Annotated in this window: 16 protein-coding genes, 1 tRNA gene and 5 pseudogenes; 15 read left to right on the top strand and 7 right to left on the bottom strand. The window is 42.7% G+C overall.

Translation table 11 applies throughout. The features are described from left to right. The 7 genes and pseudogenes from ACHLI0_RS23880 to ACHLI0_RS23850 all read right to left on the bottom strand — a co-directional run. A pseudogene (locus tag ACHLI0_RS23880) lies at positions 1–385 on the bottom strand (phenylacetate--CoA ligase); the annotation flags it as partial. 11 nt (positions 386–396) lie between these two features. Continuing rightward, positions 397–976 (bottom strand): annotated as a pseudogene (locus tag ACHLI0_RS23875) (indolepyruvate oxidoreductase subunit beta). Further along, positions 973–2571, bottom strand: a pseudogene (locus ACHLI0_RS23870) (thiamine pyrophosphate-dependent enzyme). The pseudogenes ACHLI0_RS23875 and ACHLI0_RS23870 overlap by 4 nt, the downstream one beginning before the upstream one ends. A gap of 80 nt (positions 2572–2651) precedes the next feature. Then, positions 2652–3689 (bottom strand): endolytic transglycosylase MltG, encoded by a 1038-nt coding sequence (mltG, locus tag ACHLI0_RS23865; protein ID WP_008760708.1) that lies wholly within the window; start codon positions 3687–3689, stop codon positions 2652–2654. A 104-nt stretch (positions 3690–3793) separates the two neighbouring features. Beyond that, positions 3794–4672 carry a DNA/RNA non-specific endonuclease gene (locus ACHLI0_RS23860; protein WP_016267842.1) on the bottom strand — a complete coding sequence of 293 codons (879 nt, stop codon included), beginning with the start codon at positions 4670–4672 and terminating at the stop codon, positions 3794–3796. A 66-nt stretch (positions 4673–4738) separates the two neighbouring features. Further along, positions 4739–4811, bottom strand: a tRNA-Thr gene (locus ACHLI0_RS23855). A 129-nt stretch (positions 4812–4940) separates the two neighbouring features. After that, positions 4941–6149: an ROK family transcriptional regulator gene (locus ACHLI0_RS23850; protein WP_008760710.1), complete on the bottom strand. Its 1209-nt coding sequence runs from the start codon at positions 6147–6149 to the stop codon at positions 4941–4943. 342 nt (positions 6150–6491) lie between these two features. On the opposite strand from ACHLI0_RS23850, the gene ACHLI0_RS23845 reads away from it, so the two are divergent. The 15 genes and pseudogenes from ACHLI0_RS23845 (at position 6492) to ACHLI0_RS23775 (ending at position 25985) form a co-directional block, all read left to right on the top strand. Further along, positions 6492–8372 carry an FAD-dependent oxidoreductase gene (locus tag ACHLI0_RS23845; protein WP_490750189.1) on the top strand — a complete coding sequence of 627 codons (1881 nt, stop codon included), beginning with the start codon at positions 6492–6494 and terminating at the stop codon, positions 8370–8372. 38 nt (positions 8373–8410) lie between these two features. Then, a complete protein-coding gene (locus ACHLI0_RS23840; protein WP_016267840.1) occupies positions 8411–9511 on the top strand; it encodes a DUF4434 domain-containing protein in 1101 nt (366 codons plus the stop codon). Between the two features lie 5 nt (positions 9512–9516). After that, positions 9517–10923 (top strand): sugar porter family MFS transporter, encoded by a 1407-nt coding sequence (locus ACHLI0_RS23835; protein WP_490750161.1) that lies wholly within the window; start codon positions 9517–9519, stop codon positions 10921–10923. 143 nt (positions 10924–11066) lie between these two features. Beyond that, on the top strand, positions 11067–12230 hold the full coding sequence (locus ACHLI0_RS23830; RefSeq protein WP_347079075.1) for a n-acyl-d-glucosamine 2-epimerase: 1164 nt from the start codon (positions 11067–11069) through the stop codon (positions 12228–12230). A 54-nt stretch (positions 12231–12284) separates the two neighbouring features. Next, positions 12285–15509, top strand: coding sequence for a SusC/RagA family TonB-linked outer membrane protein (locus ACHLI0_RS23825; RefSeq protein WP_490748176.1), 3225 nt, complete (start codon positions 12285–12287; stop codon positions 15507–15509). 18 nt (positions 15510–15527) lie between these two features. Beyond that, positions 15528–17189 (top strand): RagB/SusD family nutrient uptake outer membrane protein, encoded by a 1662-nt coding sequence (locus ACHLI0_RS23820; protein ID WP_490748175.1) that lies wholly within the window; start codon positions 15528–15530, stop codon positions 17187–17189. A gap of 19 nt (positions 17190–17208) precedes the next feature. Then, on the top strand, positions 17209–18906 hold the full coding sequence (locus ACHLI0_RS23815) for a DUF5018 family protein (protein WP_490748174.1): 1698 nt from the start codon (positions 17209–17211) through the stop codon (positions 18904–18906). Between the two features lie 46 nt (positions 18907–18952). Continuing rightward, a complete protein-coding gene (locus ACHLI0_RS23810; protein ID WP_490748173.1) occupies positions 18953–20356 on the top strand; it encodes an alpha amylase family protein in 1404 nt (467 codons plus the stop codon). Between the two features lie 135 nt (positions 20357–20491). Further along, positions 20492–21923, top strand: a pseudogene (locus ACHLI0_RS23805) (calcineurin-like phosphoesterase C-terminal domain-containing protein). Next, complete coding sequence (locus ACHLI0_RS23800; protein ID WP_490750198.1) at positions 21892–22224, top strand: hypothetical protein; 333 nt, start codon at positions 21892–21894, stop codon at positions 22222–22224. Before ACHLI0_RS23805 ends, ACHLI0_RS23800 begins: the two are co-directional and overlap by 32 nt. Further along, positions 22107–23366, top strand: a complete 1260-nt coding sequence (locus ACHLI0_RS23795; RefSeq protein ID WP_490750197.1) for a sialate O-acetylesterase — start codon at positions 22107–22109, stop codon at positions 23364–23366. Before ACHLI0_RS23800 ends, ACHLI0_RS23795 begins: the two co-directional genes overlap by 118 nt. Positions 23367–23523: 157 nt before the next feature. Then, positions 23524–23760, top strand: a complete 237-nt coding sequence (locus ACHLI0_RS23790) for a hypothetical protein (protein ID WP_490750196.1) — start codon at positions 23524–23526, stop codon at positions 23758–23760. After that, positions 23757–24143: a hypothetical protein gene (locus tag ACHLI0_RS23785; protein WP_490750195.1), complete on the top strand. Its 387-nt coding sequence runs from the start codon at positions 23757–23759 to the stop codon at positions 24141–24143. The genes ACHLI0_RS23790 and ACHLI0_RS23785 overlap by 4 nt, the downstream gene beginning before the upstream one ends. Then, positions 24124–24360 carry an alpha amylase family protein gene (locus ACHLI0_RS23780; protein ID WP_490750199.1) on the top strand — a complete coding sequence of 79 codons (237 nt, stop codon included), beginning with the start codon at positions 24124–24126 and terminating at the stop codon, positions 24358–24360. Before ACHLI0_RS23785 ends, ACHLI0_RS23780 begins: the two co-directional genes overlap by 20 nt. A gap of 217 nt (positions 24361–24577) precedes the next feature. Then, positions 24578–25985: pseudogene (locus ACHLI0_RS23775) on the top strand (DUF5009 domain-containing protein). The last annotated feature ends 13 nt before the right edge of the window (positions 25986–25998 follow it).

The raw sequence follows: 25998 nt of genomic DNA, 5'->3' as shown, positions 1-25998 counted from the left end.
TCTGTCTTGCGGATCCCCACCATGTAAAGGCAACGGGCTACCAGATTTGCCCATGAGTCGAGGTCATTGTTGTATACGATGACTGTAGGGTTTCCTGTAGTTCCACTGGAAGAGTGGATACGTACACCGTCGCTTTTCATATTGCCAGCACTAGTCCGAAAGGATAGTTGGCACGCATATCCGATTTAGTGGTGAAAGGAATTTTGCGGATGTCGTCCAGTGACGGATACTATCTCCGGTGATGCCGTTTTTGCTGAAAACCTCTTTGTAATAAGGTGAGTTTGCGGCTATGTTAATCGTTTTTTTAAGTCGCTGAAGTTGCAGTTCCTGCAACTTTCTCGCGACTCATGATTTCAATTTCTTCTTCCCAGTATTGTGTACTCATGATTGTGATAGTTATTGCATTAGCTTTTCCGCAATTTCCTTGCCGGCAGCCATGCTTTAAGATTCATTTCGACAATAGCTTCTCCTTTGCGCAGGAAGATTTCGCGGATACTGTCTTGTACTTTCTCGTAATCGATGCGAGGAAACGGAATGGTTGCACCCAGCAAAACGATATTGGCAACTCCGTGCAGAACCTACTTTTTTGGCTACTTTATCCACGTTCAGTACGATCTTATGCGGCAATTTGTTGATTTCAGCCATTACTTTGTCTTCTTCGGATAATTGGGGATGTTGACAAACGGAGTTTCGTTGGTTACCAGCCATCCTTCCGGACTGAATAGGGGGAGATAGCGCAGACCTTCCATCGGTTCGAGCGAAATGATAAGGTCGCATTTGCCGGATGGTATCAGATCCGAAGCAATCGGTTTGTCGCTGATGCGGAGATTGGATGAACGTCTCCGCCACGCTGGCTCATCCGTGTACTTCTGCTTGCTTCATGTAAAGTCCTTCTTTCAAAGCAGCTTTACCAAAACTGTAGCGATGACAAAATACCCTGTCCACCTACTCCTGATAATATAATGTCTTTTTTCATGGCTTACTTACTTCTTTTTTGCGTGCTAATGTTTGAATACACTCTCTGCGCGGGATGATAACGGATACACCGTTGTATTCGATTTCTTCGCGTATGATCTGTCTCATTTCCTCGTGGTTCTTCTTCAATGGAACAACGACACGGATATGGGCAGGTTCGACTCCTAAACCGATACAATGGATTCAATACGTCCTGTGCCCGCAGAGTCCTGACCACCGGTCATTGCTGTTGTCTCATTGTCTGAAATGACAATAACGACATTGGCATTTTCGTTGACGCAATCCAGCAAACCTGTCATTCCGGAGTGAGTAAATGTAGAGTCACCGATTACAGCTACGGACGGATGAAGGCCTCCGTCGGCCGCACCTTCGCCATTGTGATGGAAGCTCCCATGTCTACGCATGAATTGATGGCGTTGAACGGAGCGTTGGCTCCCAGCGTATAGCAACCGATGTCGCTGAATACTTTATGGGAAGGATATTCTTCTTTGAGTACTTCTGTCAGTGTGACGTACATATCACGGTGTCCGCATCCTTCACACAGTGCGGGAGGACGCATTTCGACTACAGAAGGGACGCCGAATTCCGATTTGTTTTCTTTGCCGACCGCGCGTGCTACAGAGTCTGGATTTAATTCTCCGTCTTGTGACAGTGTGCCGTCCAGACGTCCTTTTACTTTGATACCAATGCCCAGATAGCCTTTCAGATGTTTTTCAACGAATGGCTGTCCGTCTTCCAGTACCAGAATCTCGTCGCAGGATTCAACCAATTGCAGCAATTGCTTTTTAGGCAATGGATACTGGCCGATCTTAAGTACCGGGTATTCACAACCTTCCGGATAGTTTTCCCATCAGATAATTGTAGCCGATACCGCAAGACGACGATTCCCAGTTTTTTGTTAGGGCCGTCTATGTATTTGTTGTAAGGAGATTCCTCGGAAGCTTTGATGAATTCGTCCTGGCGGGCAAGCAATACTTTATAGCGTTTGCGGGCATTTCCCGGCAACAGGATAAACTGACGGGGATCTTCACTGAATGAAATGCTGTTCTGTGGCTTCTGCTCTTTGCGCTCTACTCCGGAACGGGAGTGTGCGAGGCGGGTGACCATACGCATTAAGATCGGTTCGCCTGTTTTCTCAGAGAATTCGAATCCGTTGTATACCATGTCATATGCTTCCTGCTGGTTGCTGGGCTCGTACATCGGTATCAGGGAGAAGTCTCCGTAGAAGCGGCTGTCCTGTTCATTCTGTGAAGAGTGCATGCTGGGGTCGTCTGCCGCTATCACAATCAGTCCTCCCTTCACACCCGTGATGGCAGAATTGACGAAACAGTCTGCAGCCACATTCATGCCTACATGCTTCATGCACACTAAGGCGCGTTTGCCTACAAATGACATACCCAGTGCGGCTTCCATGGCAGTTTTTTCGTTGGCACACCAACGATTATGTATGTTCTGCTCAGTGGTTATAGGCGCCATTTGGATATATTCAGTAATCTCAGTTGAAGGAGTACCGGGGTAGGCATATACACCTGAAAGTCCGGCATCCAGTGCAGCTTGTGCAATGGCTTCATCGCCAAGTAAGAGTTGCTTGCTCATATATTTCCTTTATTAGTGTTGATCACAGTTTGTTATTATATCGGGCAAAGATAGCCTTTTTGGCTCGTTTTATCACAAAATTACTTGAAAATCTTTCTTTCATTAAGTGCTTTCCAATATTTTCTTGCATTTGCCATGTGGTCGGCATAATTGGATGCGAAATTGTGAGTACCTGAAAAATCTTCTTTCGCACACATGTAAATGTAATTGTGTTTCGTGTAGTTTAATACACTGTCCAAGCCCTTTTTAGAGGGGATGCGGATAGGTCCCGGAGGTAAACCGCTGTTGATATAAGTGTTGTAGGGAGAGTTGACTTTCAGATGCTCATTGGTGATGCGTCGCAGCCCGAAATCCTGTAAAGCGAACTTGATGGTAGGGTCTGCCTGCAGGGGCATACCTGTGTGCAGGCGGTTGATGTATAGTCCGGCTACCATCGGCTTTTCTTCGTTGTTGTTGGTTTCTTCTTCAACAATGGAGGCGAGGGTGCAGACTTCTTCCGGTGTCATGCCGATAGCGGTTGCCTGGGCAAGACGTTCGTCATTCCAGAATCGTTTGTGTTCTGTCTGCATACGTTTGAAGAAGTCGTCGACACTCATATCCCAATATACCTGATAGGTCTCGGGGATGAAAAGACAGGGCATGGTGACCGGCGTATACCCCATTTCGGCCTGAAAAGCGGAATCGAATAGTTGGCGGGCTATTTCGGCGGAGTCGATCATCAGTTGCTTGCCGATGCTTCGCGCCAGCCGGTCTAGTGTCCGTACGCTTCCGATAGTGAGATTCATCGGTTCCTGATAACCTCTGAAGAAGCGGCTGAATACATGGTATACGTTTTCGTTGGGGCGGATGGCATAACGTCCGGTATGTATATTCTGGTCGAATTTTCTATATTTTGCCATCCATTGAAATCCGGTGAATTTGTTGACATGACCGGTTTGTCTGATCTTATTGTAGATTGAATCTGCCGTGTCATCCCGGTCTACATATACATAGACGGTTTTGGAGGGATGAAACTGAGGAGCAAAGAGATAATAATAGACTGTTCCTCCGGCAATGGCGCAAAGAAGGAGAGCTCCGGTCAGAACGGATAATAAGATATTTCTTGTTTTCTTTTTCATCTTGTGACGTAACTTTAAAAATTGCGTCAAAGATAGGAAGATTTTGGATAGGAGCGATTCCTTTCAACGGTGAATAGTTGAAATTCGGCTGATTTTGTCAACTATTAGCGTGGCCACTGGTAATAATCGGCATTGGCTTCTACTGCATTTTCTATTTCATCGGGCAGGGGAGAGAAGAAGTCCATATGGGTAAGTTTCTCGATGCTGTCAATTGATACCGCATAGGTGGAAAGAGGCTCTACCGCCTGTCTGTTGTTGAATAAGAACCCGATGCCACGAGCCGGTTTGACAAAAGGAGAGAGGATTACTTTGAAGAATCGTTCGGGCACTGCCACCTTATTTTTTCCGATGGTCTTGGACGGCTTGTCGATGATAGGGCCGCATATGATGATGATGGCACTATCGGCTACCGCCCAGTCTCTTATTTTTTCTTCCAGATTTTTCCAGCCTCTTCTGTTCAGCTGAGGATGCTGCGGACACATATTGCTGAAATAGAAGGATTCTTTCATGACATCCGGACTCCATTTCATGTCGGCGGCCGGTGCCATATGTCCTTTGTCATATCCTGAGCGTGCATAATCCGCATTGGTCGCAATGGCGCCTTTTACTAAAGGATCGGCGATGAAGTTGTCACCTCTCTTTTCTTTTCCTTTGGTTTCCTGGCGGGTCAGCTCGTAAGAAACCCAATTCGGAATCTTTAGATCTTTATTGTAGGAAACCGTATAACCTTTATGACGAATGATCTGCTCCTGACGGGGAATCAATGAAATGGGAATCTCTAAATCTTTGCCGGATGGAGTGGGGAGGGAAACGGAAGTCTCTATCTGCGGTTTGCTACTGTGCTGGACACTGTATTGCTGATAATACAGATAAAGCCCGTAACAAATGGGAATAAGTACGATGATAGCGATAATACACCCTAATCTTTGATTGGAATGTGACTTCTTTTTCTTAAATAATCTCCTGCTCTTACCTCGTTTCATGCGATTTGCTTTGGGGGTTAATAAGAAAAGCGCTAACTATTCTGTAGTTAGCGCTTTATTGTCAAGAGCCGCTAGCCAGACTTGAACTGGCGACCTACGCGTTACGAATGCGTTGCTCTACCAACTGAGCTATAGCGGCGGTTTGTTTCTCGTTTACGGCGTGCAAAATTACAGCTTTATTTGAGAAAACAAAAGGATTCTGAATATTTTTTGAGCTTTAATTTAAAATCTTCCTTTACCATAACTCTTTGCATAAAGTAACGGTAGTTTAACTTTCGAACATTCTGCTGCGTGCCAGCATACACGCGCCTACAATACCTGCTTTATCCTTCAATTTGGATGTAATGATGGCAGAGTCTTTGTTGACCAGATTGAGTGAATACTTACGTACCGCTGTTTTGATGGGTTGGGTGATATAATCTCCCGTTAAAGATAAAGTTCCGCCTATAATGACCAGTTCCGGATTGAAGATATTGATTAATCCTGCAATTTGTTTTCCCAGCTTTTGCCCTATTTCTTCAACAATTTCAATACAAAGCAGATCTTCCTTGTTGACGGCTGTGATGATTTCGTCAAGCGTGATGGGGTCTTCTTCACCGGATATTCGGGTGGAAAGAATAGAGCTTTCTCCGCTTTTAATACGCTCCAAAAGAATGCGATGAAGGGCAGAGCCGGATGCTTCTGTTTCTAGACACCCTTTTTTGCCGCAATGGCAGATGATTTCATTGTCGTATGCATTGACGTGACCGAACTCTCCCGAGAAACCGGATTTTCCTGTGTAGACTTTGCCGTCGATAATGATTCCGATGCCGACTCCCCAGCTGACGTTGACGAAAATAATATCTTTTTCTCCTTTTACACACCCTTGCATATATTCTCCGTAAGTCATGGCACGGGTGTCGTTGTCGATGGTTACTTTATGACCCAGCTTTTCCGATAGGACATCCGCCAACGGGCGTTCCTCAAAATTGAACTGGCTAAAACTATATCCGGATTCCGGATTTACTCGTCCCGATACATTTACATTGATATTTAAGATCTTCTCCTTATTAATAGGGAGCTTTTTGATGAAGTTGAGAATGAGTTTGCACAACTCGTTCATCCCTTCTATCGAATTCTCAAATTTATAGGGGATATTCATTTTTAGCTCTACCATATCACCTTTAAAATTGATCAGTCCGATATTGACTGCAAATCTTTTGATGTCTACACCTATAAAATAACCGGATTCCGGATTCAATCCATAGAGATTCGGGTGGCGTCCACCGCTGGTTTCCAGTTTTCCGTAATCATTGATATATCCGTCCTCACACATTTCACCGATAAACTTGGTGACTGTGGGCACGCTTAGATCTAGTTCTTTTGAAAGATCGGGAATAGTGGAACTACCATTATATATATAATGTGTAATGATCCTCTTTTTAACGAGGGCATTTTTAGAGCCCATTTCTATTTCTTTCAAGAATTGTTGGTTCATACGTCTCTTATATTTTGTAATATCTACAAAGATAATTAATTTTTTTATTAACTAATAAGGTTCTTGATGAAAAAATTAGAATTGAATCTGAGATGATGCTGTGCTGATTCCTTATAGGAAGTGAATTCTCTCATTGATAGTTATTTGAAATCTTCTTATATAATAAGGTAATAAGGGTACTGGTATCTGAATAGCTTCATATTTATAGTCTTATTAATGAATAAAGAGGCAAAAAACAACTTTGTTAATAAAATATTTTATTATCTATTGTTTATTTAATAAATATAGCTATATTTGTACCGTGATATTAATTAAGATGTACCGTAACCAAATCGTATTATGATGAAAAACTTATTCCAAATACTCTGTGGGCTATTTCTGGTGGTATCATACTCTTCTTGTATGCACTCAGAGGAAGATAAGGTAGATGTACTTATTATAGGTGGAGGTGCCAGTGGTGTAACATCCGGCATCCAGTCTGCTCGTATGGGAGCCAATACGCTGATTCTCGAAGAAAGCACCTGGTTGGGTGGTATGCTGACTTCTGCCGGTGTGAGTGCTGTGGATGGAAATTACAGATTGCCTGCCGGACTTTGGGGAGAATTTAAGAATAGATTGTCTGATTATTATGGTGGGCTAGATTCTTTGAAGACGGGTTGGGTGAGCAATGTATTGTTTGAACCGTCAGTTGGAAATAAGATTCTTCACGAAATGGTAGCGGCGGAAAATAATCTAAAAGTCTGGAAACAGGCTTGCCTTGAAGAAGTAAAAAGAACAGGAGACGAGTGGATTGCTAAAGTGAAGGTGGAAGGACAAGGTGTGAAGACGGTTCGGGCGAAGATCATGATTGATGCCACCGAATTGGGCGATGTGGCAAAAATGTGTGGAGTGAAGTATGATATTGGTATGGAAAGCAGAGATGACACGCACGAGGATATCGCTCCGGAAAAGAAGAATAATATTGTGCAGGATATTACCTATGTTGCCATATTAAAAGATTATGGTAAGGATGTGACTATTCCGGAACCTGAAGGATACGATCCTAAAGAATTTGCCTGTGCCTGTGCCAGTCCGGTATGCATAACTCCTAAAGAGCCGGATCGCGTCTGGTCTAAAGATATGATGATTACCTACGGGCGGTTGCCGAATCATAAATATATGATTAATTGGCCGATAGAAGGTAATGATTATTATATTAATCTGATTGAAATGACTCCGGAAGAGCGCTTGAAAGCGTTGGAATATGCGAAACATTATACGATGTGCTTTGTCTACTTCCTGCAACATGAGCTGGGATATAATACACTTGGATTGGCGGATGATGAATATCCGACAGAGGATAAATTACCCTTTATCCCTTATCATAGAGAGTCCAGAAGAATTCACGGATTAGTCCGCTTTAACTTGAATCATGCACTCAATCCATATACGCAGGATGAAAAGCTGTACCGTACTTGTATTGCTGTGGGCGATTATCCGGTAGATCATCATCATACTCGTTATCATGGTTATGAAGAGTTGCCTAATCTGTATTTTCATCCGATCCCTTCGTATGGGTTGCCGTTAGGTACATTGATTCCCCAGGCGGTGGACGGGCTGATTGTAGCAGAGAAATCTATTTCCGTATCGAATATTATGAATGGAACGACTCGTTTGCAGCCGGTTGTATTGCAGATCGGTCAGGCGGCGGGAGCTCTGGCTGCACTAGCTGTGAAGAATAATCAGAAGATAAGTGATATTTCCGTTCGTGATGTTCAGAATGCTATTCTGGATGCTAAAGGATATTTGCTTCCTTATCTGGATGTCCCTGTCTCGGATGCGAAGTTTGCTTCTTATCAGCGGATTGGCTCTACGGGGATTCTGAAAGGAGTCGGTAAGAATGTGGATTGGTCCAATCAGACTTGGTTGAGAGCGGATACGGTATTGCTGGCGTCAGAACTGGATGGTCTGTTTGAAGTGTATCCGGCTGCCAAAGATGAATTCACAAAAACAGGAGCGGATAAATTAAGTATTGAGGAGGCAGTTCAACTTGTTCAGAAGATAGTAGAAACGGAAAAACTAAATACTACTGTTGACCCGCAAGCGCTTTGGAAAGCATACGGAATGCAAGAACCGGATTTGAAACGGAATATTTTGAGAGGGGAGATGGCTGTAATGATTGATCAGGTATTGGATCCTTTCAATAAAAAACAGATCGATATCACTGGTAAGTATATTCAATAGGTTAACATATATCCAAGTAAAAACAAAAAATTAAAACTATGGAAACTAATAATCGTAGAGATTTCTTAAAGAAGGCAGCTTTGGCCGGAGCTTCCGCTTTGGTTGCCCCTTCATTATTTGCAGCTGACGGAGAGGGGAGAGGGGAACTCTCCCCGAAGATCAAGGCTGGCGATTTGGAAAGCAAATTGATTGTTCCCAAAAATAATGGCTTAAAAATTACAGGAACTTTTTTGGATGAAATATCTCATGATATTCCTCATCAGAACTGGGGGGAGAAAGAATGGGATCTGGATTTTCAGCATATGAAAAGAATCGGTATCGATACAGTGATTATGATTCGTTCCGGTTATCGTAAGTTTATGACTTACCCTTCACCCTATTTGCTGAAAAAAGGATGCTATATGCCGTCGGTTGATTTGGTAGATATGTATTTGCGTCTGGCGGAGAAGTATAACATGAAATTTTATTTTGGTTTGTATGATTCAGGACGGTATTGGGATACAGGTGATTTAAGTTGGGAGATTGAGGATAACAAGTATGTGATTGATGAGGTTTGGAAGATGTACGGAGAGAAGTATAAAAGTTTTGGAGGCTGGTACATCAGCGGCGAGATTAGCCGCGCCACGAAAGGGGCTATTGATGCTTTCCGCGCTATGGGAAAGCAATGTAAAGATGTATCGAACGGACTCCCGACTTTTATCTCTCCGTGGATTGATGGCAAAAAGGCTATTATGGGAACAGGGAAACTGACAAGAGAAGATGCGGTTTCTGTACAACAACACGAAAAAGAATGGAATGAAATTTTTGATGGAATTCATGAAGTGGTAGATGCTTGTGCTTTTCAGGATGGACATATCGATTATGATGAGTTGGATGCGTTCTTTACTGTAAATAAAAAATTAGCAGATAAGTATGGCATGCAATGCTGGACCAATGCCGAGTCTTTTGACCGTGATATGCCTATCCGTTTTCTACCCATTAAATTTGATAAGCTTCGGATGAAGTTGGAAGCTGCCAAACGTGCAGGGTATGATAAGGCTATTACTTTCGAATTTTCTCATTTTATGAGCCCTCAATCTGCTTACTTGCAAGCTGGACATTTATACGATAGATACAGAGAATATTTTGAAATTAAATGAGTGATATGAAGTCTACAATTAACTTTGGCTATCTTATTTTCCTTTCTGTTGTAGCAGCTTTGGGAGGATTTTTGTTCGGATATGATACTGCTGTTATATCCGGAACAATCGCTCAGGTTACTCAACTTTTTCAACTGGATACGTTGCAACAGGGGTGGTATGTGGGATGTGCTTTAATAGGTTCTATCGTCGGTGTTCTTTTTGCCGGTATCTTGAGTGATAAGCTAGGACGAAAAATGACGATGATTATTTCAGCGACTCTGTTTTCTACATCGGCTTTAGGTTGTGCGATCTCCGCAGACTTCACTCAATTGGTAGTCTATCGTATTATCGGTGGAGTTGGTATTGGGGTTGTGTCGATTGTTTCTCCTTTGTATATATCTGAAGTAGCTGTGGCACAATATAGAGGACGTTTGGTTTCTTTATATCAATTGGCTGTGACAGTTGGATTTTTAGGAGCTTATTTGATTAACTATCAATTGCTGGCTTATGCTGAAAGTGGTAATCAGTTAAGTATGGACTGGTTGAATAAGATATTTGTAACTGAAGTCTGGCGAGGAATGTTGGGAATGGAAACATTGCCGGCTGTGTTATTCTTCATCATTATCTTCTTTATTCCGGAGAGTCCTCGTTGGCTGATCGTAAGAGGTAAAGAAGAAAAAGCAGTCAATATATTGGAAAAGATATATAACTCAGTTTCAGAGGCTACAAGTCAATTAAAAGAAACGAAATCTGTATTGACGTCTGAAACAAAATCTGAATGGGCTATGTTAATGAAACCCGGAATTTTTAAAGCGGTCATCATTGGTGTATGCATTGCTATTCTGGGACAGTTCATGGGTGTGAATGCTGTACTTTATTATGGCCCTTCTATTTTCGAAAACGCAGGACTTTCAGGAGGAGATTCTTTGTTTTACCAAGTTCTCGTAGGACTAGTCAACACTCTGACCACCGTTCTTGCTCTTGTGATCATCGACAGGGTCGGCCGCAAGCAACTGGTCTATTACGGAGTTTCGGGGATGGTTGTCTCCCTCCTGCTGATCGGCATTTACTTCCTCTTCGGTGATTCCTGGGGAGTATCCAGCCTCTTCCTGCTCGTTTTCTTCCTGTTCTATGTATTCTGCTGTGCCGTCTCCATCTGTGCCGTGGTGTTCGTGCTCCTCTCGGAGATGTACCCCACCAAGGTACGCGGGCTGGCGATGTCCATCGCAGGATTTGCCCTGTGGATAGGAACGTACCTGATCGGACAGTTAACCCCCTGGATGCTCCAGAATCTCACCCCCGCCGGAACATTCTTCCTGTTCGCAGTCATGTGCGTGCCGTATATGCTCATCGTATGGAAACTCGTGCCGGAGACTACGGGAAAGTCACTGGAAGAGATTGAAAGATACTGGACCCGGTCGGAACAGTAGGAGAAAGAAAGAGACCTTAATAACAGTAAACTAACAACAACTGAGAAGTATAGAGAAGCCGCAGGCGTTTTTTGCATGGCCATTCAAGAAACGTTTCTCCGCCTTCGGTGTACCCTATACCTATCTATAATAAAAACAATATTATGGATTTTAAGAAACTAGCGAATCAGTACCGGGATGAATTGTTGGACAATGTCCTTCCATTCTGGCTCGAACACTCCCAGGACGGTGAATACGGCGGTTATTTCAGCTGCCTGGACCGTGAAGGGAAGGTTTTCGATACGGATAAGTTCATCTGGTTGCAGGGACGTGAGGTATGGATGTTCTCCATGCTTTACAACAAGGTGGAAAAACGACAGGAATGGTTGGATTGTGCCGTTCAGGGTGGTGAATTCTTGAAAAAATACGGACATGATGGAAATTATAACTGGTACTTTTCACTCGACCGTTCGGGTAGACCACTGGTAGAACCATACAATATTTTCTCATATACTTTCGCCACGATGGCCTTCGGACAGCTGAGTTTAGCTACGGGAAATCAGGAGTATGCGGACATAGCAAAGAAGACCTTTGAAATCATCCTTTCTAAGGTTGATAATCCGAAAGGCAAGTGGAACAAGCTTCATCCGGGCACTCGTAATCTGAAGAACTTCGCTCTCCCGATGATTCTCTGTAATCTGGCTTTGGAGATCGAACATCTGCTGGATCCCGGTTATCTGGAACAGACGATGGAAACCTGTATCTATGAAGTGATGGATGTCTTTTATCGTCCGGAGTTGGGTGGTATCATTGTTGAGAATGTTGATATGGACGGTAATCTGATGGATTGCTTCGAAGGTCGTCAGGTGACTCCCGGCCATGCTATTGAAGCGATGTGGTTCATCATGGATTTGGGCAAACGCCTGAATCGTCCGGAATTGATAGAAAAAGCAAAAGATGTAACCCTGACAATGCTCGACTATGGTTGGGACAAGCAATATGGAGGTATCTATTACTTTATGGACCGTAACGGTTGTCCTCCCCAGCAATTGGAATGGGATCAGAAACTCTGGTGGGTGCACATTGAATCTCTGATTTCATTGCTGAAAGGTTATCAGCTGACCGGAGACAGGAAATGTCTGGAATGGTTTGAAAAAGTGCATGACTACACATGGTCGCACTTCAAAGATCCGGAATATCCGGAATGGTACGGATATCTGAATCGCAGAGGGGAAGTTTTGTTACCGCTGAAAGGTGGTAAATGGAAAGGGTGCTTTCATGTACCAAGGGGATTATTTCAATGCTGGAAAGTATTGGAACAGCTATAGAAACAATGAATTATTATGTTAACCAATCTTATTAATAATCTAAAAATTAATTCTATGACAGAGTTTAACTCAAAAATTAAGCAAAACTCTCGCATATTGAAGATATTTCTTTTCTCAATATGCGCACTTTTTGCATGTGCTATCAATGCTCATGCACAGAGTTTGGTGCAAGGTACTGTTACTGATGAGACAGGAGAATCTCTACCTGGTGTAAGTGTTGTAGTAAAGGGGACTACTAATGGTACAGTTACAGATGTTAATGGAAAATACAGCATTCAGGCGACTTCAAAAGATATATTGTCTTTCACATATGTAGGTATGGCGGAACAAGATATAAAAGTTGCCGGACAGAAAACGATCAATGTGGTGATGAAGGATGATGTAGCATCTCTGGATGAAGTGATTGTTGTTGGTTATGGTACTGCAAAGAAACAATCCCTGACAGGAGCGGTTTCTGCGGTCAAAGGCGACGAACTGTTAAAGGCACCGGCAACCAATGTATCAAGTTTGTTAGGCGGACGTTTACCGGGCATTTCTTCTGTTCAGGTCTCCGGAGAACCGGGTGATGACCAAGCAGTATTGCGGGTTCGTGGTTCTATTTACAATGTTACTTATATTGTAGATGGTATGCCTCGTTCCATCAATGACATTGATCCTAATGATATTGAGAGTGTATCTGTCTTGAAAGATGGAGCTTCTGCGGCTGTGTACGGTTTGAAGGGCGCAGGTGGTGTTATCATTGTTACAACAAAGAGAGGACAGGAAGGAAAGTCAAGAATCACATATAACGGTTCAATAGGAGCATCTATGAATGCAAACTTTCCGCAGTTTATGAATGGTCCCCAGTTTGCATATTATTATAATATGGCTGATATGATGGATAAGCTGGCTAACGGAAGCATTACGGACATGAAGCAATATACACCGGTATTCACAAAAGCAAATGTGGAAGCGATGTTGAACGGCGATCCTACTGATGGGTGGGATAATGTCAATTATATTGATAAGGTATTTGGTACAGGTATCAATCAGAAGCATAACATCACTGTACAGGGTGGTAGTGACAAAATGCGTTATTTCACATCTGTCGGCTATTTGGGACAGGATGGTAATATTGATAACTTTACTTATAGAAGGTATAACTTAAGAACCAACATTGAAACTCAGCTGGCCAAGAATTTCCAGTTAAGTTTGGGAGTTGCCGGAAATGTAGGAAAACGTGAAACTCCGGGATATGCCTCCGGTGGTACAGATTCTAATTCCACATTGGGAGAACAAGGTTGGTTATCCGTTGCTCACCAGACTATCATGATGCATCCGTATTTACCGGAAAAATATGATGGACTTTATACCGCTACTACACAGAATAATACAAGCTTACCGAATAGCCCGTTAGCAGCTATTTATGAATCCGGCTACAAACATACTAATAGCTTTGATTTGCAGACTAACCTCTCTTTACAATATAATCTGCCTTGGGTAAAAGGATTAAGTGTAAAGGTTACCGGAGCTTATGACTACAAGACCTCGCATAATAAAAACCTGAATACGCCTTATTCTACTTATATCAATAAAATGCCGACCTCCACTACAGACTGGACTTGGACTAAAGCGGATGATCCTCGTGGAACTGCAAATGGAATAAATTTAGGTGAAGGACAATTCAGTTCCCGTCAAATGGTAGGCCAGGGAAGCATCAATTATGCGAATTCTTTCGGTAAGCATAATGTAGAAGCCATGGTACTTGCGGAAATCCGTGATTATAAAGAAAACAGTTTCTCCGGATATAATAAGAATATGAGTTTTGCAGAACTTCCGGAACTGAGTTTCGGACAACCGGCAGACTCCCCCATTTCCGGCTATAGTGATGCCAATCGTAGCATTGGTTACGTTTTTCGTTTGAAATACGACTATGACAATAAGTATCTGGCAGAATTTACAGGACGATATGACGGTTCATATAAGTTTGCGGGCAATGTAAGTGGAAAACGTTGGGCATTTTTCCCATCAGCATCAGTAGCGTGGAGAATATCTAAAGAAAACTTTATGTCCGATCTGACTTTCCTGGATGATATGAAAATACGTGCATCTATCGGTTTGTTGGGTAATGACGATGTGAGTCCGTATGCATTCCTTAGTACTTATAACCTGATGGACGGTAACAAAAATGCGTACCAGACAATTCTGAACGGAAAAGTCATGCAGGCGCTGCGTGCATCCGTAATTGCGAATCCTACTCTGACGTGGGAAAATACGTTAACTTACAATGCAGGTTTCGACTTTACCATGTGGAATGGTTTACTGGGTATGGAATTTGATGTATTCTATAACTATACCTATGATATTCTGACAGCAATGGGAGGCGATTATCCGCCATCAATGGGAGGATATTATTATACGTATGCCAACTATAACAAGGTAGACAGCAAGGGAGTTGAAATCACAGTGAGTCATCGTAATAAATTAAATCTGGCAGGGAAACCATTTTCTTACGGAGCCAGTTTCAACTTGACTTTTGCAAGAAATCGCTATCTCCGTTATCCGGATAGTCCCAATACTGTAGAATGGAGAAAACGTACAGGTCGCAGTGTAGACGCTTCAGTTGTATGGGTGGCAGAAGGTTTGTTCCGTTCGGAAGAAGAAATTGATAATTCCGCATGGTATGGAACCCGTCCTAATGTAGGTGACATCAAATATAAGGATTTAAATGGCGATGGCAAAATAGATGAAGATGACAGAACACGTGTAGGACGGGGCAATCGTCCGGAACTGACTTATGGTCTGAACTTGAATTGTGCCTGGAACGGATTTGATTTAAGCGCGCAATTTACCGGAGGCGCATTGTTCGATGTATCATTAACCGGAACTTACTATAATGGTTATGATGACAATACGGTCTGGACACAGGCATTCAAAGAAGGTGCCAACTCACCTTTATATCTGGTTCAGAATGCGTATACCACGGAAAATCCGAATGGAACATTCCCACGTCTGACTCTGGGAAATCAAGGACATGGAGGAGACAATGGATTAGCTTCTACCTTCTGGTTGCGTAATGGCAGATACCTTCGTCTCAAATCGGCACAGCTGGGTTATACATTCCCTAAAAAGTGGATGAGCCCTGTGGGAATTCAGAATCTTAGAATTTATGTAGAAGGTTCCAATTTATTCACGATCTCCGGTCTTCCCGATGGAATCGACCCCGAATCTCCGGGAGTGAACAATGGATATTATCCTCAACAACGCACAATCATGGGCGGTATAACTCTGACTTTCTAAACCTTTAAAAGATTTATTATGAAAACAAAATTAATAATTATCATATTGTTGGGAGCCTCTTTAGGGCTTGGTTCATGTAGTGATTATCTGGACATGACACCAACGGACAAAGCATCAGATAAACTGGTATGGAGTAAACTGGAATATGCCGAACAAGCTGTCAACGATTTCTACCGTTATATCGATTATTTAGGAGTTTATCGTGACGGACAATGCCTGGCAGGCATGACGGAAGCGTTGACAGACCAACTCAAATACGGTTCCTATAACTATATGTCTAAATGCCAGATACCTAGCGAAATCGCTTATGGAGGATCCGTTCTGACAGTAAGTTATGTCAGCACTTATTTAGGCAATTGGGGGACGATGTATGAATATGTACGCCGTGTCAATGAAGGTATCAATAAACTGAAAAAGTACGCCTCATTTGGTCAGACGGAACAAGAACGGCTGGAAGCGGAAATGCGCTTCTTCAGAGGATATTTATATACCGACCTGATAAAACGTTATAAGGAAGTAATCATATATGACGAAGATCTGGATAATATAAAGAAGGATATGCCGGTCAGTTCCGAGGCAGAAGGATGGAACTTTGTATATGAGGACCTGAAGTTTGCGGGCGAACATTTACCGGTTGATAAAACCCCTAATGGACGTCTGACTAGCGGAGCTGCTTATGCAATGCTGTCACGGGCAATGCTTTATGCAGAAAGATGGGATGATGCCCGGATCGCTGCCGAAGAAGTGATGGGCATGGGATATAATCTGGAAGAAAAAGAGAATTATTCTAATGCATTTAAAGCAGGAAGTCAGGAAGCTATTCTGCAATATTGCTATGACAAGAGTTCTACTGTGACTCATGATTTTGACGGCTATATGGCTCCCGGAGGTGATAAAGCATTGGATGGTAATTCAATGACCGGAGGATTCGGAACTCCGACACAAGAAATGGTAGAATCTTATGAATATGCGGACGGTAGCGGTTTTCCGGATTGGAGTACCTGGCATACAGCAGAAGGAACAACGGCAACTCCTCCATACGATAAACTTGAACCACGCTTCAAAGCAACCATTCTTTATAATGGTGCGACGTGGAAAGGCAGAACGATCGCATCTTATGTCAATGGTACTGATGGTTGGGCTGCATGGAAAACGGATGCCAAACCAGAAGGACGTTCTACCACAGGTTATTATTTGCGTAAGCTGGTGGATGAGACTCATAGTTTCACTTCTGTGCAGGCAAGTACACAGCCATGGACCGAAATTCGTTATGCCGAAGTGTTACTAAATCATGCCGAGGCTTGCTATCATTTGAGTGGCTATGCCGATAAAGCCAATAAAGACATCAAAGACATTCGTAACAGAGTCGGCTTGCCTTATTCGGACAAGAGTGGAGAAGACCTGATGAAAGCGATTCGTCAGGAACGTAAAGTCGAATTAGCTTATGAAGGACACTATTATTGGGATATGCGTCGCTGGAAACTATCTGCAACGGCATTCACCGGTATCCGTCTTCATGGACTTAAGATAGAACAGAATGCAAACGGCTCGTTCAATTACATTTATGTAGAGTGTGATGACAAAGATCGTAACTTCCCGACTAAGATGTACCGTTTCCCTATGCCACAGGCGGAGTTGGACAATAACGGTGCTGTAACTCAATATGCAGAATGGCAATAAATCTAAAATGAAAACAATTATGAAAAAGAATATACAGTACTTACTATTAGGAGTATTGGCATTAATGAGTTCCTGCCAAGATCCGGAATATGTGCTTCCAACTGCTGAACGGCAGGGAATCACAAGCTTGACCGCACTTTTTACATCAGGTCCTTACGTGGACAAAGAAGCTGTTGTCTATACAATTGCGGATGCGTCTGTAGATAAATATGTGATTCCTATGCCATGGTTTTATCCGGAAGACAGTGAAAATGAAACGGCGGAATATATGAAAACAATGAGGGTTCAGGCAAAGTTAGCTCCCAACTGTACTATTGACCCTGTTCTGACGATATTGGATTTGACTAAAGAAAATTACTTCACTTATACAGATGCGCAGGGATATAAGAAACAAATCTGCATTACGGGTGAAAGAGTGAAATCCAATAAATGTCAGCTATTAAGTTTCTCAATACCGGCCGAAGATATTAGTGGAATTATTGACGAAGAGCATAAGACGGTATCTCTGATTTCTGCAGAAGATTTATCTTTCTGTCTGGCAGAATATTCGCTTTCCTCTCATGCGACAATGTCGCCGGATCCTAAGACAGAGGCGCTTGACTTCAATTCACCTGTAGAACTGACGGTCATCGCTCACGACGGAGTGACGAAGCAGACGTACACAGTTCAGAAGGCAGTACCGGATAAGATCCCTTATGGGTATAGAAAAGGCAGTGAGACAGAATTGTTTAAATTGGATATGGGAGTTATAGGTTTGCCCTGGACTTCAGCCAACTCACCTTCACTGGCCGTTAATGGCAATAATTTAGTTGTTTGCTTAGGGGACGGTTCTACTGCTCCTACCTATTATAATGCCTCTACAGGAAGTAAGATTGGCAATATGACTTTGGGAAGCGTAGGTGTTGCATCTTTAGGTTGTGTGACAAGTGATAGTAAAGGAAACATATTGTTGGCAACAAAAGCAGCTAATGGTAAATCCTTCTCTATCTATAAGACTTCTTCTGTAACCACAGTTCCAACTTTATTGATATCTTATACCAACAATACAAGTTTGGATATGGGTACCAAAGTATCTGTACAGGGCGATATCAATACAAATGCCGCTATCATTGCTACGTGTGACGGAACAGCCTCGTCCGGTTCTAATACATTTGTTCGCTGGATTATAACAGACGGTGTATTGGGAAGTCCTGAAGTAGTATCGGTAAATGGTGTTGGCTATTGGGGATCTCCTGTGTCAAATACCAAGGTTGTCACCAAGGGAACTACTGCACAAAGCGATTATTTCTTATCCTATTATGATCCTAACGTACTTTATTGGGTGAATGGAACAAGTAATAATGCGTCCAAGTCTTTATCCAATTCGGACAATGGCAATTCCTGGGCAATGAATAATAACTGTCTGGATGCAAGAACGTTCAATAATGCGCAGTATCTTGTATTGGTATCTACGGCTCACTTCCCGCAATGGGGAGGCACTCCGTACTTATATATGTACGATGTAACCTCAGACGGATCGTTTACCGGTACGGTATCTACTTCAGACGCTTTGACATTCAATCCTTCACTTTCTTCGTTCGGTTCTGCAGATGGTGTAGCGGCAACAGGTGATGTATTGTTTGCTCCAACTACAGATGGATATAAACTTCGTCTTTACTATGTTGACAACAACTGTAAGATTATCGGAGGATATGAATTTGATTGTATCGACAAATAATTAATGTGTTTCAAAAGAGTTACTGACATTAATAAACATGTATAATATGAGAAATCTTTTTAAAATATTATTATTGACGTTTTGCGGAATGGTTACTATCACTTCATGTAGTGATGATTCTGATGGAATCCCCGGATGGCCCTGGAATGATAATTCAACAGAAGAACCGGAAAATCCGGACGTTACAGAAGTTAAGCCACGCTATGTCTGGATTGATGCGGCAGCTAATTTTCCGGATTATGCGAATAATAAGGAAAATATCGCCACAGATATGGTGAAAGTAAAAAACGCAGGGTTTACTGATATCATTGTTGACGTGCGTCCCACTACAGGAGATGTTTTGTTCAACACTACTGCAGTAGATCAGGTGAAGCGAATGGATGTGTGGGGAAGTTCGGGTTATGTATATTATGAACGTACTGAAACATGGGATTACCTGCAGGCATTTATAGATGCAGCCAGAAGTCAGGGGCTGAAAGTACATGCGTCAGTCAATACTTTCGTCGGTGGTTACTTATGTCCCTATAACCTCGGATCAGATGGAATACTGTTCCGTGATGACTCGAAGAAGGAATGGGCAAGTGTGGCTAATCTCGCTGACGGTCTGACAAATACGATGGATTTGTTGAATGACGAGACCGATTATGGAGCTAAATTTTTGAATCCGGCTAACGATGATGTGCAGAACTTCGTTTTGCAGTTACTGGGTGACCTAGCTAAATATGACTTGGATGGAATAATTCTGGACCGTTGCCGTTATGACGATTATGGCTTGGAAAGTGATTTCTCGGCTGTTTCTAAACAGAAGTTTGAAGAGTACATTGGGGAAACGGTTGCTCATTTTCCGGAAGACATTATGGCGCCAGGCACAGATGAGATACCTTCAGATCAGCCTGCCTATTTCAAGAAATGGTTGGAATTTCGTGTAAAAGTGATTCACGACTTTATCGTCAAGGCACGTGAGAAAGTAAAATCCGTAAATTCAGAAATCAATTTTGGAGTGTATGTAGGCGCATGGTATTCCAGTTATTATACTTCGGGAGTAAATTGGGCAAGTCCTAAATATGACACCTCAGCTTACTATCCTAAATGGGCTACAGCAGATTATAAGAACTATGGTTATGCCGATCATCTGGATTATATATTCTTAGGTGCTTATGCATCTGTCGATAAGATTTATGGTAGCGGCGAATGGACAATGGAGGGATTTTGCAAAAACGGTCGCGAGTTGCTGAAAGGTGACGTTCCCTTCTCCGGAGGTCCGGACATAGGCAATGGTACCGGATGGACTAACGGTGGACAAGCCGCTAAAATACCTGATGCCATCGACGCATGTATAAACAATAGCGACGGCTTCTTCGCATTCGACCTCTGTCATATCAAGATGTACGACTATTGGAGCGCTTTCAAGACAGGATTTGATAACTATCTGGAGTCCGTTCAAAAATAGGAAGTTGATAATTCAATCTGAGAATATACTCAATACAAGTATTCTCCTTTCTATTCATAGCACTAAGTCTGAGCCGCAAGGTTCAGACTTAATGTTAATGAATTGCCTTATTTGTATAAAGAACAATAGATAACTATGAAAATATATTTATTACAACTTGTCATTTTGATGAGTTTGAGTTTGAACTTGCAGGCTCAAAATTTATCCGGTACTATTCGTGGAAAGGTAACCTGTCATGGGAAAGGACTTCAAGGAGTAGTTGTAACGAACGGAATCGACTGCGTTCTGACTAATAAGTCGGGCGAATACGTGCTTGCTCCTCAAAGAGATGCCCGGTTTGTTTACTTGTCCGTGCCTTCCGGTTATCTGCCGAAAACAGAAAAGACCATTCCTTTATTCTATCAACAAATAGAGATGGATAAACAAGACGGATATAATTTTGAGTTGATGAAGAATCCTCAAAATGATATGAATCATCTGTTTCTGGTGCAGGCTGATGTGCAAGTCACTTCCGAAAACGATGTGAAAGCCTATGGCAGATTCCTGCAGGATATAAAAGAATATGTACAGCCTTATTCGGGAAAAAGAGACATATTCGGTATTGATTGTGGAGACATCGTGGGTGATACCCCTTCTTTGTATCCATCTTACATTAATACCGTATCTACTTTGGACTTTCCCGTTTATCGTGCTATCGGCAACCATGACATGACTTATGGAGGACGTACTTTTGAGTTCTCGTACCGTACTTTTGAAAGTTATTTCGGCCCCATCTACTATTCGTTTAATAAAGGAAAAGCCCATTACATTGTACTCGACAATTGTTTCTATGTCAATCGTGACTACCAGTATATCGGATATATTGATGAACGGACTTTTGCATGGCTGGAAAAAGACCTTTCGTATGTGTCCAGGATAAGCTGGTATTTGTGGTCATGCACATTCCTTCCAGCCTTCAGAAAAAGTTAAGATATAATACTTTGGATCAAGATGAAACAGTGAATACAGCCGCACTATATAAACTCTTGGAAGGCTATAATGCACATATCATTTCCGGGCATACCCATTTCAATACGAACGTTTGTTTCAATGATTCGTTGATGGAGCATAATACGGCAGCAGTGTGTGGCACTTGGTGGCGTGCGGATATCAATGTAGACGGAACTCCCAGAGGTTACGGTATATATGAAGTGAACGGAAATCAATTGAAGTGGATTTATAAAAGCGCAGGTTATCCGCTGGAACACCAGTTTCATGCTTATCCGGCAGGATCGTCGGATGAATATCCTTCTGATATTATAGCCAATGTATGGAATTGGGATGATCTTTGGAAGGTGGAATGGTATGAAAATGGACAAAGGATGGGCGAAATGCAAAAGTACAAGGGATATGATCCTATGGCAAAAGCCATCTGTTCGGATAAGGAAAAGGTGAAATATGACTGGATATCTCCGGTTCTCACCGAGCATCTCTTTCATGCAACTCCTCATGCCCAAACGCAAGGCTAGAGATTAAGGTGACTGACCGTTTCGGTAATGTATATACTCAAACTATTGAAAACCAATAAACTAAAATCATATGCTCAGAAACAGATACTTTTGGCTACTTATAAGTTTGTTCTTGTTCTGAAAACAGAAGCTAAAGTAACCTTGACCTCCATTTGGGGAGACAACATGGTGTTGCAGCAACAAGCAGAAGTTACTTTTCGTGGAAAGGCTACTCCCGGAAAACGTGTATATGCTTCCGCTTCATGGAATCATCGGAAAATCTATGCAGATGTGACCGGAACGGACAATGGACACTGGCTCTTCCGACTCCGGAAGCCGGCGGACCATATACCATTACTTTTTCGGACGGAGAAGAGCTGACCTTAAAAAATATCCTGATCGGTGAAGTCTGGTTCTGCTCCGGACAGTCGAATATGGAAATGCCGGTAAAAGGGTTCCGCGGACAACCGGTCTATGGTTCACAGCCCTATATCGTGTCCGCTAATCCTAAACGACCATTAAGACTTTACACCGTAAAGAACAATTGGAGCACGACTCTGAAAGAAGAAGGAATAGACGGACAATGGAGTGAAGCATCTTCGGAAAAAGTGGCCGATTTCAGTGCAACAGCTTACTTCTTCGGCAATCTGTTGCAACAATCCTTGGACGTGCCTGTAGGATTAATACATTGCTCCTGGAGTATGTCAAAGATCGAAGCATGGATGGACAAAGAAACCTTATCTCATTTTTCCGAAGTAACCTTGCCGGATACAAATCAGGATAAATTCGAATGGGCTGCCGGGACGCCTACCCTGTTGTGGAACGCTATGGTAAATCCATGGAAAGGATTCCCTGTCAAAGGAGTTATCTGGTATCAGGGCGAGGCGAATACTCCCGATCCTGCTCTTTATAAAAAGCTTTTTCCCGCCATGGTTTCTCAATGGAGAAATTTCTTTCATAATGCTGAAATGCCATTTTATTATGTCCAGATTGCTCCCTGGAAGTCCGAAGGGAATGACAAGTTGGATTGGGCATGGTTCCGTCAATGTCAGTTGGAGCTGATGAAGGAAGTTCCCGGAGTGGGAATGGTAACCACCGGAGACGCAGGCAGCGAACTCTTTATACATTCACCTTATAAGATTAAGGTTGGAGAACGGTTAGCTTATTGGGCACTGGCCCAGACTTACGGCCGAAAAGGATTCCAATATTCCGGTCCAGTCTACAAGACCTATCGTATCCAGGGAAATGCCGTAGAAATAGACTTTGAATATGGAGAGGAAGGACTGACTCCGGAAAATCAGAATGTGAAAGGTTTTGAGATCGTAGGTTCCGATGGTATATTCCGACCTGCAAAGGCGGAGGTCATCAATGGCACATCTACTGTGAAAGTATGGAATGATTCTGTTAGTGACCCGATAGAAGTCCGCTACTGTTTCCGGAATTATGTGCAGGGGAATTATGCAATAATGCCGGGCTTCCGGCTTCTCCTTTCCGGATCGTTATCAAAAAGAAACCGGCCTTAATGTGGATTGATGCCGAAGCAAACTTTGAGCGCTTCAGTCATAAAGATTCGATTGATTATTACTTGGAAAAAATCAAATCGCTGGGCTTTACACATGCGGTTGTCGACATTCGTCCGATCACAGGGAAGTTTTATATAAAAGTGAATATGCTCCGCAAATGAAAGAATGGAAGGAGCCAAAGCCGGTGATTTTGACTATCTGGGATACTTTATCAAAAAAAGGGCACGAACTGGGGCTGGAGATACACGCCTCATTGAATGTATTCTGTGCCGGACACAACTATTTTGACCGTGGAATGGTATATAGCGGACATCCGGAATGGGCTTCGATGGTGTACACTCCCGATAAAGGAATCATACCAATCACCGAAGAGAAGCATAAATATGGTGCATGATCAATCCTTTGAACGAAGAATATCGTACCCATATCCTGGATGTTCTGAAAGAAGTTGTGACCAAATATCCCGACCTGGACGGTCTGATGCTCGACCGGGTACGTTACGATGGAATAACCGCTGATTTTTCTTTATTGTCACGTGAGAAGTTTGAAGAATCCATAGGTAAAAAAGTCGCAAACTTCCCCGAAGATATTTTTCGTTGGACTAAAAATACAGATGGGAAATACATAACGCAACCAGGAAATATTTCCGGAAATGGCTGGAATGGCGAACTAAAAACATTACTGATTTCATGGCGCTTGCCCGTAAAGAAGTCAAGGCTGCCAACCCTGACGTTTCTTTCGGCACGTACACCGGTGCCTGTATCCATCTTATTATGAAGTAGGCGTAAACTTTGCCAGCAAAGAATATGATCCGGGCAAAGATTTCAGCTGGGCAACACCCGAATATAAAAATTATGGCTATGCCGAGCTGATAGACCTTTATGCTACCGGTAATTATTATACGGACATAACATCGAGGAATACAGAAAAACGAATCGGAGTATCTGGAACGAAACTGATTCGCAGGCTCAATCCGGTACGTGGTATTGTGTAGAAGGCTCATGTCAGCATTTACGTCAGATATTGAAAGGTAATAAATTTATGGGAGGTATTCTGGTGGACCAGTTCTATGACAACCCTGCAAACTATCGGAAACGATAGAGATGAACCTTCGCCGTTCGGACGGATTAATGGTATTTTGACATCGTACATATCATTACCAAAAATCTGTGGAAGGAAGTAGAGGAAGGAATGAAAAGAGGAGGCTCCTTATGAATAACCGGGCCTATGCATTAGACGCTTTGAGAGGATATGCGATTATTACGATGGTACTTTCTGCTACCATCGTAACGCAGGTGCTCCCCGGTTGGATGAGTCATGCGCAGACGCGCCGCCCGATCATATATTCAATCCTTCTTTGCCCGGCATTACATGGGTAGACCTTGTTTTTCCTTTCTTCCTGTTTGCAATGGGAGCAGCTTTCCCTTTTCCATAGGTAAGCGTGCAGAGAAAGGTGACTCTAAACTGAAATTAGTCTATGAAGCGGTGAAACGTGGAGTACAACTGACTTTCTTTGCCATCTTCATTCAGCATTTTTATCCGTATGTGCTCAGTTCTCCGCAGGACATCAGATCCTGGTTACTGGCTATTCTTTGCTTTGCGGTTCTGTTTCCGATGTTCATGCGCATTCCTTTGAAAATGCCGGACTGGCACATACCGGCATAAAGATAGCCGCATACGGAATTGCGGTAATCATGATGCTTACTACTTCTTATGCCGATGGAAGAACGTTCAGCCTGTATTTTAGTAATGTGATTATTCTGTTGTTAGCCAATATGGCCATCTTCGGTTCTGCCCTCTACATTTTTACGATGCATAACCGATGGTTGCGTTTGGGAGTTTTATTGCTGCTGATGGCTGTCATTTTGGGAAGTACTGTCGAAGGTTCCTGGACACAGGTGATATTCAATTATACTCCTTTGCCTTGGATGTATCGGTTTGATTATCTGAAATATCTGTTTATTGTAATTCCGGCAGCATTGCCGGTGAGTATTTGATGGAATGGATGAAGGGCCGAAAGGATACCGAACAGCCGGCTTCACCACAATACCGTAAGATAGGAATTGCGCTACTGATATTGACTATGGTGATTATTGTATTCAATCTCTATGGGCTTTATACCCGTATGGTGACAGTGAATTTATTAGCGACACTTGTGCTGTTATTGATTGGCAAATTGGTTTTCTTACGTCCGACAGAAGGAATCGCTTTGTTATGGAAAAAGCTGTTTAATGCCGGAGCATATCTTTCTCCTTTTGGGGCTATGTTCTGAACCTTTTCAAGAAGGTATCAAGAAAGATCCTGCCACTTTTAGCTATTTCTTTGTAACTTCCGGTCTGGCATTCCTTGGGCTCTTATTCTTAAGTATTGTTTGTGATTATTTCAGATGTGTGCGAAGTAGCCGCTTTCTTGTTATGTCCGGGCAAAATCCGATGATCGCTTACGTGGTTGGTGATTTATTCATTATGCCGTTGGCTAATATACTGGGACTTGCCTCGCTGTTGTCCTACTTCCAGCAGAATGCGTGGCTTGGGTTCCTTCAGGGAGTAATCATTACGTCTTTAGCTGTTTTGGTAACGATGTTTTTTACTTAAGATCACAGTGGTTTGGAGAACTTGACATTATTCAATAG

It is taken from the genome of Bacteroides sp. RCH18, assembly GCF_058231005.1.
This window is presented reverse-complemented; position numbering and strand designations above follow the sequence as displayed.

Excerpts from the sequence above, each read along its gene's own strand:
- mltG (WP_008760708.1), bottom strand. The coding sequence starts at position 3,689 with ATGAAAAAGAAAACAAGAAATATCTTATTATCCGTTCTGACCGGAGCT.
- ACHLI0_RS23860 (WP_016267842.1), bottom strand. The coding sequence starts at position 4,672 with ATGAAACGAGGTAAGAGCAGGAGATTATTTAAGAAAAAGAAGTCACAT.
- ACHLI0_RS23850 (WP_008760710.1), bottom strand. The coding sequence starts at position 6,149 with ATGAACCAACAATTCTTGAAAGAAATAGAAATGGGCTCTAAAAATGCC.
- ACHLI0_RS23845 (WP_490750189.1), top strand. The coding sequence starts at position 6,492 with ATGAAAAACTTATTCCAAATACTCTGTGGGCTATTTCTGGTGGTATCA.
- ACHLI0_RS23840 (WP_016267840.1), top strand. The coding sequence starts at position 8,411 with ATGGAAACTAATAATCGTAGAGATTTCTTAAAGAAGGCAGCTTTGGCC.
- ACHLI0_RS23835 (WP_490750161.1), top strand. The coding sequence starts at position 9,517 with ATGAAGTCTACAATTAACTTTGGCTATCTTATTTTCCTTTCTGTTGTA.
- ACHLI0_RS23830 (WP_347079075.1), top strand. The coding sequence starts at position 11,067 with ATGGATTTTAAGAAACTAGCGAATCAGTACCGGGATGAATTGTTGGAC.
- ACHLI0_RS23825 (WP_490748176.1), top strand. The coding sequence starts at position 12,285 with ATGACAGAGTTTAACTCAAAAATTAAGCAAAACTCTCGCATATTGAAG.
- ACHLI0_RS23820 (WP_490748175.1), top strand. The coding sequence starts at position 15,528 with ATGAAAACAAAATTAATAATTATCATATTGTTGGGAGCCTCTTTAGGG.
- ACHLI0_RS23815 (WP_490748174.1), top strand. The coding sequence starts at position 17,209 with ATGAAAAAGAATATACAGTACTTACTATTAGGAGTATTGGCATTAATG.
- ACHLI0_RS23810 (WP_490748173.1), top strand. The coding sequence starts at position 18,953 with ATGAGAAATCTTTTTAAAATATTATTATTGACGTTTTGCGGAATGGTT.
- ACHLI0_RS23800 (WP_490750198.1), top strand. The coding sequence starts at position 21,892 with ATGTATATACTCAAACTATTGAAAACCAATAAACTAAAATCATATGCT.
- ACHLI0_RS23795 (WP_490750197.1), top strand. The coding sequence starts at position 22,107 with ATGGAATCATCGGAAAATCTATGCAGATGTGACCGGAACGGACAATGG.
- ACHLI0_RS23790 (WP_490750196.1), top strand. The coding sequence starts at position 23,524 with ATGAAAGAATGGAAGGAGCCAAAGCCGGTGATTTTGACTATCTGGGAT.
- ACHLI0_RS23785 (WP_490750195.1), top strand. The coding sequence starts at position 23,757 with ATGATCAATCCTTTGAACGAAGAATATCGTACCCATATCCTGGATGTT.